Consider the following 15,158-nt stretch of genomic DNA (forward strand, 5'->3'; position numbering starts at 1 on the left):
CTGCTAACGGCGCGGACATGGATCGATTCGCACCTTATCGCGCGCAACTGGACGCGCTGGAAACAGCAGGCCGCAAGCGGCGATTGTCGGTGCCGGCGGGCCGGGATTTCTCGTCCAACGATTATCTCGGCCTGTCGCGCAGCCCCTATCTCAGGCAGGTTGCGCAAAATGCGATCGCCGATGGCATCGCGCACGGATCGGGCGGGTCGCGGCTGCTGGGCGGCAATCATCCCGAACATGAAGCGCTCGAAAGCTTCGCCGCAAGCCATTATGGCGCGGAATCCAGCCTGTTCTTCGGTTCCGGCTTTGCTGCCAATGTCGCCCTGTTCGCGACCCTGCCGCAGACCGGCGATCTGGTGCTGTATGACGAATATGTCCACGCCAGCGTTCATGACGGCATGAAACTGGGACGGGCCGAATACCGGTCGTTCCGCCACAATGATTGCGACGCGGTCGAGCGGGAAATCCGGGCGTGGCGGGCGGCGGGCGGCAGAGGAACCGCCTGGATCGCGGCGGAGAGCCTCTACAGCATGGACGGCGACCGCGCGCCCTTGGCCGAGCTGGCGCGGACCGCCGACATTCATGACGCCATCCTGGTGATCGACGAGGCCCATGCGGTCGGAGTCTACGGAAAAGGGGGCATTGGCCTGTCTGGAGATCTGGGTCATCGCGAGAATGTCATCATTTTGCGCACCTTTGGCAAGGCCCTCGGCGGCGAAGGCGGCTTGCTGACCATGGCGACGATCCTGCGCGAATTTTTTATCAACCGCGCGCGGCCATTCATTTTCTCGACCGCGCCGAGCCCGTTGACCGCGCATCTGGCGCATCACGCGATCGCGCATGTCGCGGACAACCCTTCCCTGCAGGCCGGTCTGGCAAGCCATATCGCGCTGGCGCGGGACTGTTTCGCAGGGCTTTCGCTGGGAGACCATCAGGACAGCCAGATTTTTCCCGTCATAATCGGCGAAGACCGGGTCGCGGTGGATGTGGCGGCAAGGTTGCAGCGCCAGGGGTTTGACGTCCGCGCCATTCGCCCGCCGACCGTGCCAGCCGGAACCGCGCGGTTGCGCATTTCGCTGACTCTCAACGTCACCGAGGCCGATATCAGGAGCCTTGCGACCGCATTGCACGACGCACTGGCCATGGAGAAAGCCGCATGAGCGGGACATTTGTCATCACCGGTACCGACACCGATATCGGCAAGACCGTCTTTGCCGCCGCGCTCACCGCGGCTTTGGGCGGATATTACTGGAAGCCGGTGCAGGCCGGGCTGGCGGACGAAACCGACAGCCAGGCCGTGGCGCGGATCGGCGGCGTCGATCCTGGCAGGATATTGCCCGAGCGCCACCGGCTGACGATTCCCGCTTCGCCGCATTTTTCGGCGGCAGAGGAAGGCGTTGCAATTGCGCGCGATGATTTCGTCATTCCCGACGTCGACGGCCCGCTGGTCATCGAGGGCGCCGGCGGCGCGCTGGTGCCGGTCAATCCGGAGCTGCTGTTCGCCGACCTGTTCGCCGATTGGGGCCTGCCGGTGATCATTGTCGCTTCGACCAGATTGGGAACGATCAACCACAGCCTGTTGACGATCGAGGCGCTAGGCCGGCGCGGCGTGCCGGTCCACGGCGTGGCCTTTACCGGCCCGGAGAATGTCGACAGCGAGCAGACCATCTGCCGGATCGGCAATGTCCGCCATCTCGGGCGTCTGCCGTGGATCGACAGGCTTGAGCCGGATGACGTCAAGACAGCCTTTGACTCCCACTTCAATCTGGCGGATTTTGCAATATGAGCATCAATATCTGGCACCCGTTCACCCAGCACGGCCTCGGTGAACCGATTCCGGAGATCGCCCGGGCCGAGGGCGCGGCGCTTTACCGGGCGGACGGCACCCGGATCATCGACGCGATATCGAGCTGGTGGGTGCAGACCCATGGTCATTGCCATCCCGCTATCGTCGGCGCGATCCAGGAGCAGAGCGCCCGGCTTGACCAGATGATCTTTGCCGGGTGGACGCATGAACCGGCCCGCAAGCTGGCCGACGGGCTCTCGGAATTCCTGCCCGATTCCCTCCAGCATATTTTCTTTTCCGACAGCGGCTCGACGGCGGTCGAGGTCGCGCTGAAAATGGCGCTCGGCTATTGGCATAATCGCGGCGAGGCTCGCCAGAAGATCCTGGTGATGGAGCATAGCTATCATGGCGACACGATCGGCGCGATGTCGGTCGGTGCGCGTGGCGTGTTCAACCAGGCTTATGCGCCGCTGTTGTTCGACGTCGGCACAATCGCCTTTCCGGAAGCCGGAGCCGAGCAGCGAGCGCTGGACCAGCTCGAAGCCTATTGCAGCGACAAGGATCATCGGCCGGCCGCGCTGATCGTCGAGCCGCTGGTCCTCGGCGCGGGAGGCATGAAAATATATAGTAGCTTCATCTTGAAGCAGATGGCGGATATCTGCCGCAAACATGATGTCCTGTTCATCGCCGATGAAGTGATGACCGGATGGGGCCGCACCGGCACCGTCTTTGCCTGCGAACAGGCGAGCGTCGAACCGGATATAATGTGCATGGCCAAGGGGCTGACCGGCGGCATCATCCCGCTGGCGGTTACCGCTGCCACGGACGCGATTTATCAGGCGCATTATTCGCAAGACCGCGCGCAGATGTTCTTCCACTCGAGCAGCTTTACCGCCAATCCGATCGCCTGCGCGGCCGCCAATGCCAATCTGGCGATCTGGCGCGACGAGCCGGTCCAGCAACGGATCGATGCGATCATCGCTTCGCATCGCGCGTTCTCGGACCGCCTGGCGGACAGGTCTGCCGTCAGCGGATTGCGCCAGTGCGGCACCATCCTGGCGTTTGAATTCGACGATGGTGCAGGTGGCTATATGTCCAGCCTGGGACCGGAACTCCTGCGGTTTTTCCGGGATCGCAACATTTTACTTCGGCCATTGGGCAATACGGTTTACATCATGCCTCCATATTGCATCGACGGCGAGGATCTGAATTCGGTTTATGGCGTTATTGAACAAGCTGTCGACCATTTCGGTAATCGCTGAGCCTGCGGCTCAGCAAAGTTTTTTGCATAAGCCGGAAAAACCCGCCAAGGATAGATCATGGAAATAGTAGATTCACTCATGGTCAAGATCGCGCTGATCGGCCTGCTCGGTATCGGCGCCCAGTGGATAGCCTGGCGGACGGGTCGTCCGGCTATTGCGCTGATGCTGATTGTCGGCATCATCGCCGGACCGATATTGGGGATCATCGATCCCGAACGCGATTTCGGGGCCTTGCAGGAACCGATCATCAAGCTGGCGGTTGCCGTGATCCTGTTCGAGGGCGGGCTGAGCCTGAACTTCCGCGAGCTGCGGCAAGCGGGCGGTGCGGTTACCGCGATGGTGTTCGTCGCCGGACCGATTGCCTGGGTGCTGGGCACCGCTGCGGCCCATTATGGCGCGGGTCTGTCCTGGGAAATATCGGCGCTGCTTGGCGGTATCATGATCGTTACCGGTCCCACCGTGATCGGTCCGATGCTCCGGACTTTGCGGGTCCCGTCCCGGGTGCGCAACATCCTGAAATGGGAAGGGATCGTCAACGATCCGATCGGCGCTCTGCTTGCCGTCGGCATCTACGCCTATATCACCTACGAAGGCCCGGACGCCAATATCGCGGTCATCAGCATGGATGTGCTGGCCGCCAGCTTCATCGCCGGACTGATCGGTGCGGGGCTTGGCTTTGCTCTTACCTGGCTATTTCCACGAGGCAAAGTTCCGGAATATCTCAAGGCCCCGTTCCTGCTGGTCACCGTCATCTTCGGTTTTGTCATCGCCGATCTGATCAAACATGAAACCGGGCTGATCACGGTCACCGTGATGGGTATCGTGATGGCCAACCGGCAGATCTACTCGAGCCAGGCGCTCTACCGGTTCAAGGAAGATTTGGCAGTCTTGCTCATCTCCGGCGTGTTCATCATTTTGTCCGCCACGCTCGACTGGGAAACGGTCCAGCAGTTCCGGCCGCAATTTGTCATTTTCCTGATCCTGCTTTTGTTCGTTGTCCGGCCGATTTCAGTGCTGGTCGCGCTGCTGTTCAGTTCGGTGCCGTGGCGCGAGCGACTGTTTATCGCCTGGATCGCGCCGCGCGGTATCGTCGCGGTCGCGATCACCGGCCTGTTCGCCATTCGCCTCGTCGACTACGGATTTCCCGGCGCCGAGGCGCTGGTCCCGCTCAGCTTTGCGGTCGTCATCGCGACGATTTTTGCCCATGGCTTTTCTGCTTCATGGGTAGCCGAGCGGCTGGGGATTTCGGAAGGCAAGGGCGAGGGCATATTGATTGCCGGTGCCAATCGCTGGTCGATTTCTCTCGGCAAGATGCTGAAATCGCTCGATATTGAAGTGTTGGTGACCGACAATAGCAAATTCGCCCTGCGCCGGGCGCGCAGCGAAGGTCTCGCCGTCCGCCACGGCGATGTGCTCGACGAGGCGCATAATGACAATATCGATATGGGCGAATTCCAGCATCTCATCGCCGCCACCGACAATGACAGCCAGAACCAGCTGATCACCGCCGATCTGGGTCCGGAAATGGGCTATGAACAGATCAGCCGGCTGGCCAATGACGGACAGAGCAAGAGCCGCGTCGGCCATGGCCGGCTATTGTTCGAATCCGGCACCGATTTCGGCACTTTGCTCGACCGTGACCTGGCCGGCTGGCGATTCAGCAAGACCAATATCACCGAGAAATTCACCGTCGAGGATTACCGCAAGAATCTCGAAACCGACGAGGAACCGCTGGCTGTTTTCAAGCCGGACCGGCGACTGCTGTTTTTCGCGACCGATGCCCGGCCGGTAATCGAGGATGGCGATGTCGTCATCAGCTATGTTGCCCCGGACACACCGGAAGAGCGCAAGGCAGACCGCGCCGCCAAGGAGAGCGAGAAAAACGGCGAAAGCTGATCAGGTCTGGTTTGTTTCCCGGGGTCCGAACAGGGCCGTGCCAACGCGGATATGGGTCGCGCCGAGCTTGATCGCCTTTTCGAAATCTCCGGACATTCCCATGCTGAGTCCGTCCAGACCGTTGTCGCGAGCGAGTTTGGCCAGCAGAGCAAAATAGGGCATCGCATTGGTGCCCTCTGGCGGTACCGCCATCAGACCGGCGACCTTGATGCCGGCGTCGCGCAACTGCTGCAGCATCTGGGGAACCGCAGCGATATCGCAGCCGCCCTTTTGCGACTCTTCACCGATATTGACCTGCAGGAAGCAAGGTGGGTGGCGGTCCTGACGGTCCATTTCCTTACCCAGCGCCTTGACCAGCGACATGCGGTCGACCGAGTGGATATAGTCGAACAGCGCCACGGCTTCTGCCGCCTTGTTGGATTGCAACTGGCCGATCATGTGCAACTCGACGTCGGGATATTCCGCTTTCAAGGCCGGCCACTTCTCCGCGGCTTCCTGAACCCGGTTCTCGCCGAAAACGCGATGACCCGATTCGAGAAGCGGACGGATCTCGTCGCTGCTGCGGGTTTTCGACACCGCGACAAGCGCGACTTCATCGGCCTTGCGGCCCGCAATCTTCGCAGATTTCTCGATCTTGCGGCCAATCTCGTCGAGCGGGGGGTTTTCCAATTTCTTACCTGTCACTGTCATTCTCTTTCGCCAAGCATGCGTCTATAGGCACGCTTATGTTGCGAGACCAGCCCTCCACCGTTTTGCCTGAGCCGGCGGGTTTCGCGTTACCGCAAATATGGCTGTTCACCGACAAGCGCAACGACCGCGATCTGGACCGGACGATCTTGCGATTGCCGCGCGGGAGCGGGATAATCTTTCGCCACTATCATCTCGACGAACAATCGCGGCGTCAGCGGTTTGAATCGGTCAGGAAGACTGCCCGGCGGCGCGGGCATATGGTGTTTCTCGCCGGATCACCGGCGCTGGCCAGACGCTGGCGCGCCGATGGCGTTCATGGCCGGCATTCCCGCCGCGCGCTGAACCGCGGGCTGCTGCACAGCGCGCCGGTCCATAATGCGCAGGAAATCCATCAGGCGAACCGCGCCGGTGCCGCGATATATTTTCTTTCACCCGTCTTTGCGACAAGATCGCACCCCGGCCAGCGCCCGCTCAATCCGGCGCAAGTCCGGAGGCTTGCGGCCTTGTGCAACGGTGTGGTCATATTTCTCGGCGGGATGAATCAGCGCCGCTACCGGGCGCGCAAAAATAGCTCGTCCCATGGCTGGGCGGCAATCGATGCTTTAAGCTGACAGGGTTTAGAAGCGGAACTGGGTTCCGACATAGACGGCCTGGCTATCCTGACGATTGTCGGTCAGCGGTGCCATGCGGTCACGCTCGTTGTTGATCCGGACACCGGCGGTCACGTCCAGATTACGGGTCAGCGAGTAGCTGCCGCCGACATCAAGCGTATAATCTTTCTGGCTGGCATCCAGAGCGCGGGGCGCAGCGTTGATCGGCGCCGAGGCGTCAATCGACATGCGCGTGTTGAAACGGCTCTTCTTGCCGCTATTTTCCTCGCCCAGCACAGGTGCTGCACCAATTTCCGACAGGTCGGGCACGTTACCGGCCAGCTTCTTGACCGGAATGGCGAAGCTCTTCAGGCCCTTCGCAGAACCCAGGCTATAGGAAACAGGAGCAATTTTCGCGGCGCTGGTGATACCCGATCCGGGTGCAGCGGCGAGAATATTTTCACGGATGGAAACAGCGTTGGTGCTCGACTTCTGCCGAACCACTACGGTGACAGACCGTTCGCCATCAATCGTGCCGCCCGTCGGCGTGAATTTGAAGCTCGCATTTCCGCGCAGGAAATTGAGTTCATATTTGGCGGCCAGATCAGGGTCGGCACCGGCCACGGTGAAAGAACCGACCGATCCCAGTGTCTTGAGGGATACCATATCGTCGTCGCCGGAAAGCACGCGCGCCAGAGCAGGGGTCATGGCAAGGCCAGAGATAGCGATTCCCGTCGCTAACCAACCCAAATGACTGCCCTTTTTCGTCATGACGACACTTATTCCCCTTTGATAGACAATGGCTATAGCAAATTCCGACACCCTGCACGAGTCAAGTTATTGCATTTGTCCGATTTTACCCAAGCGTCGGCTTTCTGTTGCAGATCGGTAACGCTTCTGTCCGGACAATCTTAAGGCACAATAGCCGAGCCATGATGAACCTGAGATGATTTTACCGCCATTCAACTGGCGTTCAGTCCCCGATGCACAAGAGCAAAACATGCGCTTGTGCTTGCCCCCTGCGGCAAAGCATTTATAGAGAGCGCTGAAATATATTCGCGTCCGGGACAAATCCTGCAAAAAGATTTCGTATCGGCGCAAAATGCAATCAGGAGCGCTTCATGTCCCGCCTCAAATCAACCCGTTTACTGCCTTCTGTAACCGCTGGCCTGCTGGCTCTGTCCCTGCTGTCCGGCTGTGGCGGAAAAGAGCGGCCCAAGGCCGATCTCGCCGCATCGCAGGTCACCACGATTGGCGTGAACAGCTATTTGTGGCGCGCATCGCTTGATGCCCTGTCGTTCATGCCGCTGACCCAGACCGACAGCAATGGCGGCGTCATCCTGACCGACTGGTATGTCAATCCGCAGAATCCGGGCGAGCGGATGAAGATCAATGTTTCGATTCTCGACCGCGATTTGCGCGCCGATGCGCTGCGGGTTGCTGCGTCGCGCCAGATCGCCCAGAACGGCACCTGGGTCGATGCTCCGGTGAAGGCGGCAACGACGCAGAAGCTGGAACAGATCATTCTGACCAAGGCGCGCGATTTGCGACGCGGTGTGATTTCCAACTAAACTTTCCTCCCGCATCATGGGGCCGCAATGACCGATCAGCGATTCAATCCACTGGCGGCGGACAAACGCTGGCAAGAGCGCTGGGCGACCGCCGGCACTTTCGAGGCGGATGACGCCAGCAGCAAGCCGCGCAGCTACGTGCTCGAGATGTTTCCCTATCCGTCGGGCCGCATCCACATGGGCCATGTCCGCAACTATACGATGGGCGATGTGCTCGCCCGTTTCCGGCGCATGCAGGGCTATGAAGTGCTCCACCCGATGGGCTGGGACGCCTTCGGCATGCCGGCGGAAAATGCGGCGATGGAAAAGAAGGTCCATCCCGGCGAGTGGACGAGAGCCAATATCGCCTCGATGCGCAGTCAGCTGAAGACTCTGGGCTTTGCCTTTGACTGGAGCCGCGAACTGGCGACTTGCGATCCGGAATATTATGGCCAGGAACAGGCGCTGTTCATCGACCTGTTCGAGGGCGGTCTGGTCTATCGCAAGGAATCGGCGGTCAACTGGGATCCGGTCGACATGACCGTGCTCGCCAACGAACAGGTGATCGACGGCAAGGGCTGGCGTTCCGGTGCGCAGGTTGAAAAGCGCAAGCTCAGCCAGTGGTTCCTGAAGATCACCGATTTTGCCGAAGATTTGCTCGCTGGACTGGACGAGTTGAAAGGCTGGCCGGAAAAAGTGCGGCTGATGCAGGAAAACTGGATCGGCAAGTCGCAGGGGCTGCAATTTCATTTCGCTCTGGCCGAAGCGCAGGGCGATATCGCCAGCGTCGAGGTCTTCTCGACGCGGCCGGACACGATTTTCGGTGCGAGTTTCGTGGCTTTGGCTGCGGACCATCCGCTGACCCAGAAACTGGCCGGCCAGAACGAGGCGCTCGCCGCCTTCGCCGAGCAATGCAAGGCGGGCGGGACCACCGCTGCCGAGCTCGAGACGATGGAGAAAAAGGGCTTTGACACCGGCCTGACCGTCACCCACCCGCTGGATCCCGACTGGCAGTTGCCGGTCTATGTCGCCAATTTCGTGCTGATGGATTATGGCACCGGCGCGGTTTTCGGCGTACCGGCGCATGACCAGCGCGATCTCGATTTTGCCCGCAAATATGGCCTGCCGGTCAAGCGCGTCGTGTCCGATGGCGAGGAAACCGCTGCGGAATATGTCGGCAATGAAGCCTATACCGGTCCCGGCAAGATTGTGAACAGCGCATTCCTTGACGGCATGACCGTCGAAGCGGCGCAGCAGACGGTGATCGATCGCGCGCAATCGGAAGGCTGGGGCAAGGCCCAGACCACCTGGCGGCTGCGCGACTGGGGTGTTTCGCGGCAACGTTACTGGGGCACGCCGATTCCGATCATCCATTGCGATGATTGCGGTCCGGTGCCGGTCCCCAAGGATCAGCTTCCGGTCGTCCTGCCGGAGGATATCGATTTCGAAACGCCGGGCAATCCGCTCGAGCGCCACGCGACCTGGAAACATATTGATTGCCCGAAATGCGGCAAGGCGGCGCGGCGCGAGACCGATACGCTCGACACATTTGTCGACAGCAGCTGGTATTTCCTGCGCTTTGCCAGCCAGCCGGACGACCGGCCCTTTGATCCTGAAGTGGTCAAGCAGTGGCTGCCGGTGACGCAATATATCGGCGGCGTCGAACATGCGATCCTGCATCTGCTTTATGCGCGTTTCTGGACGCGGGCGCTGGCGAGCATCGGCAAGCTGGATTTCGCGGAACCGTTCGAGAGCCTGTTCACCCAGGGGATGGTGACGCACGAGACATACAAACATGGCGACGGCAGCTGGCTGTCGCCCGACGAGGTCGAGAAAAACGGCGCCGACTGGGCTGTGATTTCGGACGGGTCGCCGGTCACCACCGGCCGGGTCGAGAAAATGTCGAAGTCGAAGAAAAATGTCGTCGACCCCGATCCGATCATCGAACAATATGGCGCCGACGCGGTGCGTTTCTTCATGCTGTCCGACAGCCCGCCCGAGCGCGACCTGCCCTGGTCGGAAGCGGGCATCGAGGGCAGCTGGCGCTTTGTCCAGCGGCTCTGGCGTCTGTTCATCGCGGTTGCTGACAGCAGCGATGAGGGCGAAGACAAGGCGCTCCGCCGCAAGCTGCACCAGACCGTGGCCGGAGTCGCCGGCGACGTCGAAGCATTGTCGTTCAACAAGGCGGTCGCGAAGATTTTCGAACTGGTCAATCTGATCGAGAAATCGCAGCCTTCTGCAGACCGGACGACAGCGATCAAGTCGCTCGCCCGGATCGTCGCTCCGATGGTTCCGCATATCGCCGAAGAGGCCTGGGCATTGTTCGGCGAAACCGGGCTGGTCGCCGATGCGCCCTGGCCGGAGGTCGACGAAAGTCTGCTGGTCGAGGATGAAGTGACCATCGCGATCCAGGTCCGCGGCAAGCTGCGCGATACAATTACCGTTGCAAAAGGCAGCAGCAAAGAGCAGCTTGAAGAACTTGCTCTGGCATCCGAGAAGGTGCAGCGTAGTCTCGACGGAGCGGAAGTTAAGAAGGTGATTGTCGTGCCCGACCGACTGGTCAATATCGTAATATGACGGCTGTGATGGCCCGGATCACCCTGTTGGTGACATTGTCGGCGATGCTGGCCGGGTGCAACCTGCGGCCGCTCTACTCCGGCGGCACCAGCGGTGTCGTCGCGCAGCAGCTCGGCCATGTCGAAATCGAGCCGATCGCCGGCAAAGCGGGATGGTTGACCCGCAACGCGCTCAAGGATCAGCTCGAAGCGTTTGAGGGCCAGGAAGCAAAATACCGGCTGATGATCGTACTGGACGACAAGATTGCCGGATTTGGTGTGCGCAGCGATGACCGGATCACCCGCGAGCGCAGAACCTTGCGCGCCCGCTATCAGCTGGTCCGTCTCGCCGATTCGGTCGTCGTGCTGGACGCAACCGCGGGTTCGGATGCCGGGATCGACGTCGTATCGTCCGAATATGCGACCCTTGCTGCGGAAGATACCGCGCTGGAAAATCTGGCGACCCGCGTCGCCAACCAGATTGTAACCCGGCTTTCCCTATTCGCCCGGACCGAGGCCAACGCGCAACCGCAACCATGAAGGTCAAGCCGGAAGAGATTGTCAGGCGCTTTCATTCTGCCGCCAATCCATGCCGTCTGGTCCTTTTATGCGGTCCCAACGTCACCCGCTGTCAGGCGCTGGTCGACGAACTGGTCAAACCATTGGCCCAGTCCGCAGAGCGGGTCGACATGACCATCGCCGACGTCACCGAAAGCGCTGCGCGCCTCAATGACGAGGCCAATTCCGCCTCGCTGTTCGGGGACAAGCGCTATATCGTGCTGCGGCTGAACAGCGGCGAAGCGGTCCGGGCGACGAATGCGATCGAAACCTTGCTGGCAAGCGGGTCGGGCGGCGATCCGGTCTTTGTCATCGCCCCCGGCATGGGTGACAAGACCGCCCTGGCGAAATCAATCATCGCCGCGCCGGATGCGTTGATCGCGACCTGCTATGAGACCACACCGGAACAGGCGGCAGCGGCGATCGTGACCATGGCAAAAACGGAAGGCGTGAAGCTGAGCCGGGAAATGGCGCAGGAAATGGCCGCGCTGACCAGCAACGATCTGGTGCTGGCGCGGCTGGAGGTGGAAAAAATCGCCCTCTATCTCGACGCCACGCCCGACAACCCGCAAACACCGGAATCCGACGTTCTCGCCTTGCTCGGTGCCGAAAATGACGAAGAGGATATCGGCCTGTTGATCCACGCCGCGCTCAATGGCGACGGGCCGCGGCTGGCGCGCGAGATTGCCGCCTCGCGCGCGCAGGGCATTAGCGAGATCGGCCTGATCAGGATCATGCTCCGCCATCTCACCAAGCTGGCAGAGCTGCGGTCCAAGGTCGACAATGGCGCCAATGTCGATTCGGTCGCCGGCCATCCCAGCGTCTTTTTCAAGGAACAGAAGCATTTCAAGCGGCAGCTGAGAATCTGGTCCTCTGCCCATATCGCCCGACTGATAGAGCGGATTCTGCAGCTCGAGATCACGCTGAAAAGCAGCGGTCAGCCGGACCAGGTGTTGCTCGAGGAAGAATTGCTGCTGATCGCGCGGAAGGCAGCGAGAAGCCGCTAGCTCATTCGTAGTCGGCGGTGATCGCGATCCGCCCGCGAAACTGGCCATTGGCATCGCCGCGCAGCCGCAACTGTCCGCCAAAGGTAAAGACCAGCCGTCCGGCCGGATCAAGCCTTGCCATGGCCGGCAGGTTGGTTTCCAGCTTCTCGAGCTCCGCCGTCGAACCATTGGGCGCGCTCAGCAATATTCTTTCCGGCAGGGACACCCGCACGTTCCGGCCCGGTTCTCCGGTCAGCCGTCCTTCGCCGTGGAGCGACATACCACCGAGATTGGCGATGCTGCCGCTCATCTGCCTGGCACCGGACATCGGATCAATACTGACCATACCGCCACCGCCGCCGATCAGCGCCATGCGCGAAAAATCCAGATTGGCGGTAATCTCGATCTGCAACGGGATTTCCTGCTTGCCGGCCGCCGTTTGGGAGAGACTGTCCGACATCGGGCTATCCGCGCACAGGCGGCATTGCGCTTGCGCCATATCCGGCAGGAATGCCAGATATGCGGTCATGATTGCTCCTGCCAGCCAGCGATTTCCTACCATGGTCATAGAAGATATTTTGGCGGGATATGGTGAATATCCGGTTAAGCGGAGCCCCGATTCGCTGTGAGCTTCCGCGCCAGCCCTATTGACCGTCTGCGATCGAGGCCCCATTTACACGGCATGGAAAAAACAAATTTGAGCGACGAACAATGGCGACAACGGCTATCGCCTGAACAATATCACGTGCTGCGCGAAGCCGGCACCGAGCGGCCATTTACCGGATCGCTGAACGCCGAATATCGCGACGGTGAATTTTTCTGCGCCGGCTGCGGCAGCAAATTGTTTGAATCGGAAAGCAAGTTTGACAGCGGTTGCGGCTGGCCGAGTTTCTCGATCCCTGCCGATAGCGACGCGGTCACCGAGATCGAGGACAATAGCCTCGGCATGCGCCGGGTCGAGGTCCGCTGCGCCACTTGCGACGGCCATCTCGGCCATGTTTTCCCCGACGGTCCGACCGAAACCGGCCTCCGCTATTGCATGAACAGCGCGGCGATGGCTTTTGAACCGAAGGAAGACTGATTTTTTGCTGTATTTCCCCGCGTTCAGCCTGCAGTAAGGCGGCGACACGCTAGAAAAACTTATATTCAGCGTATAGTGGGCAGATCAATATGGCGCGTGGCAAAAAACGCAAATCAGAGCAGGGGCCAGCGCGCAAATGGTTCTGGCGGCTGGTCAAAACCGGCCTGATTGCAGGACTTCTGGCGACTATTTCCCTGGTGGTGGCGGTGCTCGTTGTCCGCTCTTCCCTTCCCGGCTTCGAGGATCTGAAATCCTCGCCCAATGGCCAGATGATCCGGGTGCTCGACGTGAACGGCAAGGAGCTGTTCTCGATGGGCCCGAGCTATGGCGAGTGGCTGCAATATCCGGATATTCCGGAGGTCATGAAGGCCGCGATGGTCTCGGTCGAGGACCGGCGCTACGAAAACCATCCCGGTGTTGATCCTATCGGTATCGCGCGGTCCATCCAGGTCAGGATGCAGCGCGGCCACTGGGCCCAGGGCGGCTCCACGATCACCCAGCAGCTGGCGCGCAATATATTTCTCAACAACAACCGGACCTTTGGCCGAAAAGGGCGGGAAATCCTGCTCGCGCTGGCCATAGAACGGAAATTTTCCAAGGAGCAGATTCTCGAGCTCTATCTCAACAAGGTCTATTATGGCGGCGGGGCCTATGGCATCGATGCCGCTTCGCGCCGGTTCTTCGCCCATGGCGCCAGAGATCTCAGCCTCGCCGAGGCGGCCATCATCGCCGGACTGGTCAAGGCCCCGTCGCGTTATTCGCCGACCGCCGACGCGAAAGCGGCAATCGGGCGGGCAACCGTGGTGCTGGAAGTGATGCAGGACGCCGGTGCCATAACCGCAACCGAGGCCGCGGAAGCCCAGCCGGCTTCGGTCAAGCTGGCACCGGAACCACGGCAAAACAGCGTCCGCTATTTTACCGACTGGGCGCTGCCACAACTCGAATTGCTGATCGACGAAGCGGTCGAGCCGATCGAAGTCTGGACCACTCTGGATCTCGATATGCAACGCGCGGCGGCGACCGCTATCCAGTCGCGGGTACCGGCGGGTGCCCAGGGCGCGCTGGTCGCGATCGACCGTGATGGTGCGGTTCGCGCCATGGTGGGCGGCACCGATTATGTGACATCCAACTATAACCGCGCCACCCAGGCGGTGCGTCAGCCCGGCTCCGCCTGGAAGGTGTTCGTCTATATGGCGGCGCTGGAGGCAGGCTATTCGCCCGACGATACGGTAACCGATGCGCCGATCACGATCGGCAACTGGACGCCGCGTAACAGCGGTAACCGCTATGCCGGTGATATTGACGTCCGGACCGCCTTTGCCTTTTCGAAAAATACCGTCGCGGCGGCGATTGGCAATGACATCGGTACCTCGACGATCGCCAATATGGCGCGCCGCTTCGGCATCACCACGCCGATCGATACCAATCCGTCGATGGTGCTCGGCACCTCCGATGTTCGATTGCTCGACATGACCCGTGCCTTTGCCTCGATCAGCGCCAAAGGGGTCGCGATCACGCCGTTCGGCATCACCAAGGTGCAGACGATGAAGGGCGATGTTCTCTACCAGAGCAAATTTGACGGCAGCCGCGTGCTGGTCGACCCGTGGGTCGCGGCGGGGATCACCGACCTGATGCAGACGGCGGTCAACACCGGCACCGGGCGGGCGGCGCAGATCGGCAGGCCGGTTGCGGGCAAGACCGGGACCACCAGCAGCAACAAGGATGGCTGGTTCCTGGGCTTCTCCAGCGGCCTGACCACCGGCGTATGGATGGGGCGCGATGACGCAAAACCGGTCGGTGGCCTGCAGGGTGGCCGGGCTCCGGCCTCGGCGTTCGCGCAATTCATGAAAACGGCCGTGGCCAAGCGCAAGGTCGAACAATTTGATACCGAGCTGGTCCTGCCGGAATGGCAGTTGGAGCCGGACGAGGATGAATTGTTTGGCGAGCCGGAAGACGGTATTTATGTCGATGAAAACGGCATGCCGATCGAGACCGGTCGCGGGATAGAATTTGATCTGGAAGGTGGCGAGGCCGCCGACAATCCTCGTCTGGACCAGGAATGGATCGATTCAGTGCTCGGCCGCGGCGCAGATCCTGCTCCGCGCAGACCGGAGCCGGCTCCCGTCAGAAAGCCCAGACCGTTGCCGCCCCAGAATCAGCCGGAATCCCTGCTCCCCGAAACGCTCCGTCCGGAAGGCCAATAA

14 protein-coding genes are annotated in these 15,158 nt (G+C 60.8%); 11 read left to right on the forward strand and 3 right to left on the reverse strand.

Going from position 1 to position 15,158, the window contains the following annotated elements:
* Nucleotides 1-17: 17 nt before the first annotated feature.
* The 4 genes from HUO14_RS13385 to HUO14_RS13400 are packed head-to-tail and all read left to right on the forward strand — an operon-like array spanning nucleotide 18 to nucleotide 4,944.
* Nucleotides 18-1,160, forward strand: coding sequence for an 8-amino-7-oxononanoate synthase (locus tag HUO14_RS13385; protein ID WP_176280340.1), 1,143 nt, complete (start codon nucleotides 18-20; stop codon nucleotides 1,158-1,160).
* Nucleotides 1,157-1,786, forward strand: coding sequence for a dethiobiotin synthase (gene bioD, locus HUO14_RS13390; protein ID WP_176280341.1), 630 nt, complete (start codon nucleotides 1,157-1,159; stop codon nucleotides 1,784-1,786). Before HUO14_RS13385 ends, bioD begins: the two co-directional genes overlap by 4 nt.
* Nucleotides 1,783-3,048: an adenosylmethionine--8-amino-7-oxononanoate transaminase gene (locus HUO14_RS13395; protein ID WP_176280342.1), complete on the forward strand. Its 1,266-nt coding sequence runs from the start codon at nucleotides 1,783-1,785 to the stop codon at nucleotides 3,046-3,048. Before bioD ends, HUO14_RS13395 begins: the two co-directional genes overlap by 4 nt.
* A 57-nt stretch (nucleotides 3,049-3,105) precedes the next feature.
* Complete coding sequence (locus HUO14_RS13400; protein ID WP_176280343.1) at nucleotides 3,106-4,944, forward strand: cation:proton antiporter; 1,839 nt, start codon at nucleotides 3,106-3,108, stop codon at nucleotides 4,942-4,944.
* Here the strand turns inward: HUO14_RS13400 and HUO14_RS13405 are convergent, their stop codons facing one another.
* Nucleotides 4,945-5,634, reverse strand: a complete 690-nt coding sequence (locus HUO14_RS13405) for a YggS family pyridoxal phosphate-dependent enzyme (RefSeq protein ID WP_176280344.1) — start codon at nucleotides 5,632-5,634, stop codon at nucleotides 4,945-4,947.
* A 35-nt stretch (nucleotides 5,635-5,669) separates the two neighbouring features.
* Between HUO14_RS13405 and HUO14_RS13410 the strand changes: the two genes are divergently transcribed.
* Complete coding sequence (locus tag HUO14_RS13410; protein ID WP_176280345.1) at nucleotides 5,670-6,245, forward strand: thiamine phosphate synthase; 576 nt, start codon at nucleotides 5,670-5,672, stop codon at nucleotides 6,243-6,245.
* Between the two features lie 6 nt (nucleotides 6,246-6,251).
* On the opposite strand, the gene HUO14_RS13415 is transcribed toward HUO14_RS13410, so the two are convergent.
* Nucleotides 6,252-6,932: a hypothetical protein gene (locus HUO14_RS13415; RefSeq protein WP_176280346.1), complete on the reverse strand. Its 681-nt coding sequence runs from the start codon at nucleotides 6,930-6,932 to the stop codon at nucleotides 6,252-6,254.
* Nucleotides 6,933-7,345: 413 nt separating this feature from the next.
* Here HUO14_RS13415 and HUO14_RS13420 point away from each other — a divergent pair, with 413 nt between their 5' ends.
* Genes HUO14_RS13420 through holA form a run of 4 tightly spaced genes read left to right on the forward strand, consistent with a single transcriptional unit; the run spans nucleotide 7,346 to nucleotide 11,894 of the window.
* Nucleotides 7,346-7,795, forward strand: coding sequence for a DUF3576 domain-containing protein (locus HUO14_RS13420; protein WP_176280347.1), 450 nt, complete (start codon nucleotides 7,346-7,348; stop codon nucleotides 7,793-7,795).
* Between the two features lie 27 nt (nucleotides 7,796-7,822).
* Complete coding sequence (gene leuS, locus HUO14_RS13425; RefSeq protein WP_176280348.1) at nucleotides 7,823-10,351, forward strand: leucine--tRNA ligase; 2,529 nt, start codon at nucleotides 7,823-7,825, stop codon at nucleotides 10,349-10,351.
* A gap of 8 nt (nucleotides 10,352-10,359) precedes the next feature.
* Complete coding sequence (gene lptE / locus HUO14_RS13430) at nucleotides 10,360-10,869, forward strand: LPS assembly lipoprotein LptE (protein WP_176280558.1); 510 nt, start codon at nucleotides 10,360-10,362, stop codon at nucleotides 10,867-10,869.
* Entirely contained in the window at nucleotides 10,866-11,894 is a 1,029-nt protein-coding gene (holA, locus tag HUO14_RS13435) for a DNA polymerase III subunit delta (RefSeq protein ID WP_176280349.1), read from the forward strand. The genes lptE and holA overlap by 4 nt, the downstream gene beginning before the upstream one ends.
* 1 nt (nucleotide 11,895) lies before the next feature.
* Here holA and HUO14_RS13440 read toward each other — a convergent pair whose 3' ends face one another.
* Complete coding sequence (locus HUO14_RS13440) at nucleotides 11,896-12,402, reverse strand: DUF4402 domain-containing protein (protein ID WP_176280350.1); 507 nt, start codon at nucleotides 12,400-12,402, stop codon at nucleotides 11,896-11,898.
* Between the two features lie 153 nt (nucleotides 12,403-12,555).
* Here HUO14_RS13440 and msrB point away from each other — a divergent pair, with 153 nt between their 5' ends.
* Nucleotides 12,556-12,954: a peptide-methionine (R)-S-oxide reductase MsrB gene (gene msrB, locus HUO14_RS13445; protein ID WP_176280351.1), complete on the forward strand. Its 399-nt coding sequence runs from the start codon at nucleotides 12,556-12,558 to the stop codon at nucleotides 12,952-12,954.
* Between the two features lie 89 nt (nucleotides 12,955-13,043).
* Nucleotides 13,044-15,158 carry a transglycosylase domain-containing protein gene (locus tag HUO14_RS13450; protein WP_176280352.1) on the forward strand — a complete coding sequence of 705 codons (2,115 nt, stop codon included), beginning with the start codon at nucleotides 13,044-13,046 and terminating at the stop codon, nucleotides 15,156-15,158.

Origin of the sequence: Parasphingorhabdus flavimaris (genome assembly GCF_013371215.1) — a bacterium.
GTDB classification, from domain to species: Bacteria; Pseudomonadota; Alphaproteobacteria; order Sphingomonadales; family Sphingomonadaceae; genus Parasphingorhabdus; species Parasphingorhabdus flavimaris.

Bases quoted from the DNA above. Each gene is read 5' to 3' on its own strand.
- HUO14_RS13385 (WP_176280340.1), top strand. From the start codon at position 18: ATGGATCGATTCGCACCTTATCGCGCGCAACTGGACGCGCTGGAAACA.
- bioD (WP_176280341.1), top strand. From the start codon at position 1,157: ATGAGCGGGACATTTGTCATCACCGGTACCGACACCGATATCGGCAAG.
- HUO14_RS13395 (WP_176280342.1), top strand. From the start codon at position 1,783: ATGAGCATCAATATCTGGCACCCGTTCACCCAGCACGGCCTCGGTGAA.
- HUO14_RS13400 (WP_176280343.1), top strand. From the start codon at position 3,106: ATGGAAATAGTAGATTCACTCATGGTCAAGATCGCGCTGATCGGCCTG.
- HUO14_RS13405 (WP_176280344.1), bottom strand. From the start codon at position 5,634: ATGACAGTGACAGGTAAGAAATTGGAAAACCCCCCGCTCGACGAGATT.
- HUO14_RS13410 (WP_176280345.1), top strand. From the start codon at position 5,670: ATGTTGCGAGACCAGCCCTCCACCGTTTTGCCTGAGCCGGCGGGTTTC.
- HUO14_RS13415 (WP_176280346.1), bottom strand. From the start codon at position 6,932: ATGACCCCTGCTCTGGCGCGCGTGCTTTCCGGCGACGACGATATGGTA.
- HUO14_RS13420 (WP_176280347.1), top strand. From the start codon at position 7,346: ATGTCCCGCCTCAAATCAACCCGTTTACTGCCTTCTGTAACCGCTGGC.
- leuS (WP_176280348.1), top strand. From the start codon at position 7,823: ATGACCGATCAGCGATTCAATCCACTGGCGGCGGACAAACGCTGGCAA.
- lptE (WP_176280558.1), top strand. From the start codon at position 10,360: ATGGCCCGGATCACCCTGTTGGTGACATTGTCGGCGATGCTGGCCGGG.
- holA (WP_176280349.1), top strand. From the start codon at position 10,866: ATGAAGGTCAAGCCGGAAGAGATTGTCAGGCGCTTTCATTCTGCCGCC.
- HUO14_RS13440 (WP_176280350.1), bottom strand. From the start codon at position 12,402: ATGACCGCATATCTGGCATTCCTGCCGGATATGGCGCAAGCGCAATGC.
- msrB (WP_176280351.1), top strand. From the start codon at position 12,556: ATGGAAAAAACAAATTTGAGCGACGAACAATGGCGACAACGGCTATCG.
- HUO14_RS13450 (WP_176280352.1), top strand. From the start codon at position 13,044: ATGGCGCGTGGCAAAAAACGCAAATCAGAGCAGGGGCCAGCGCGCAAA.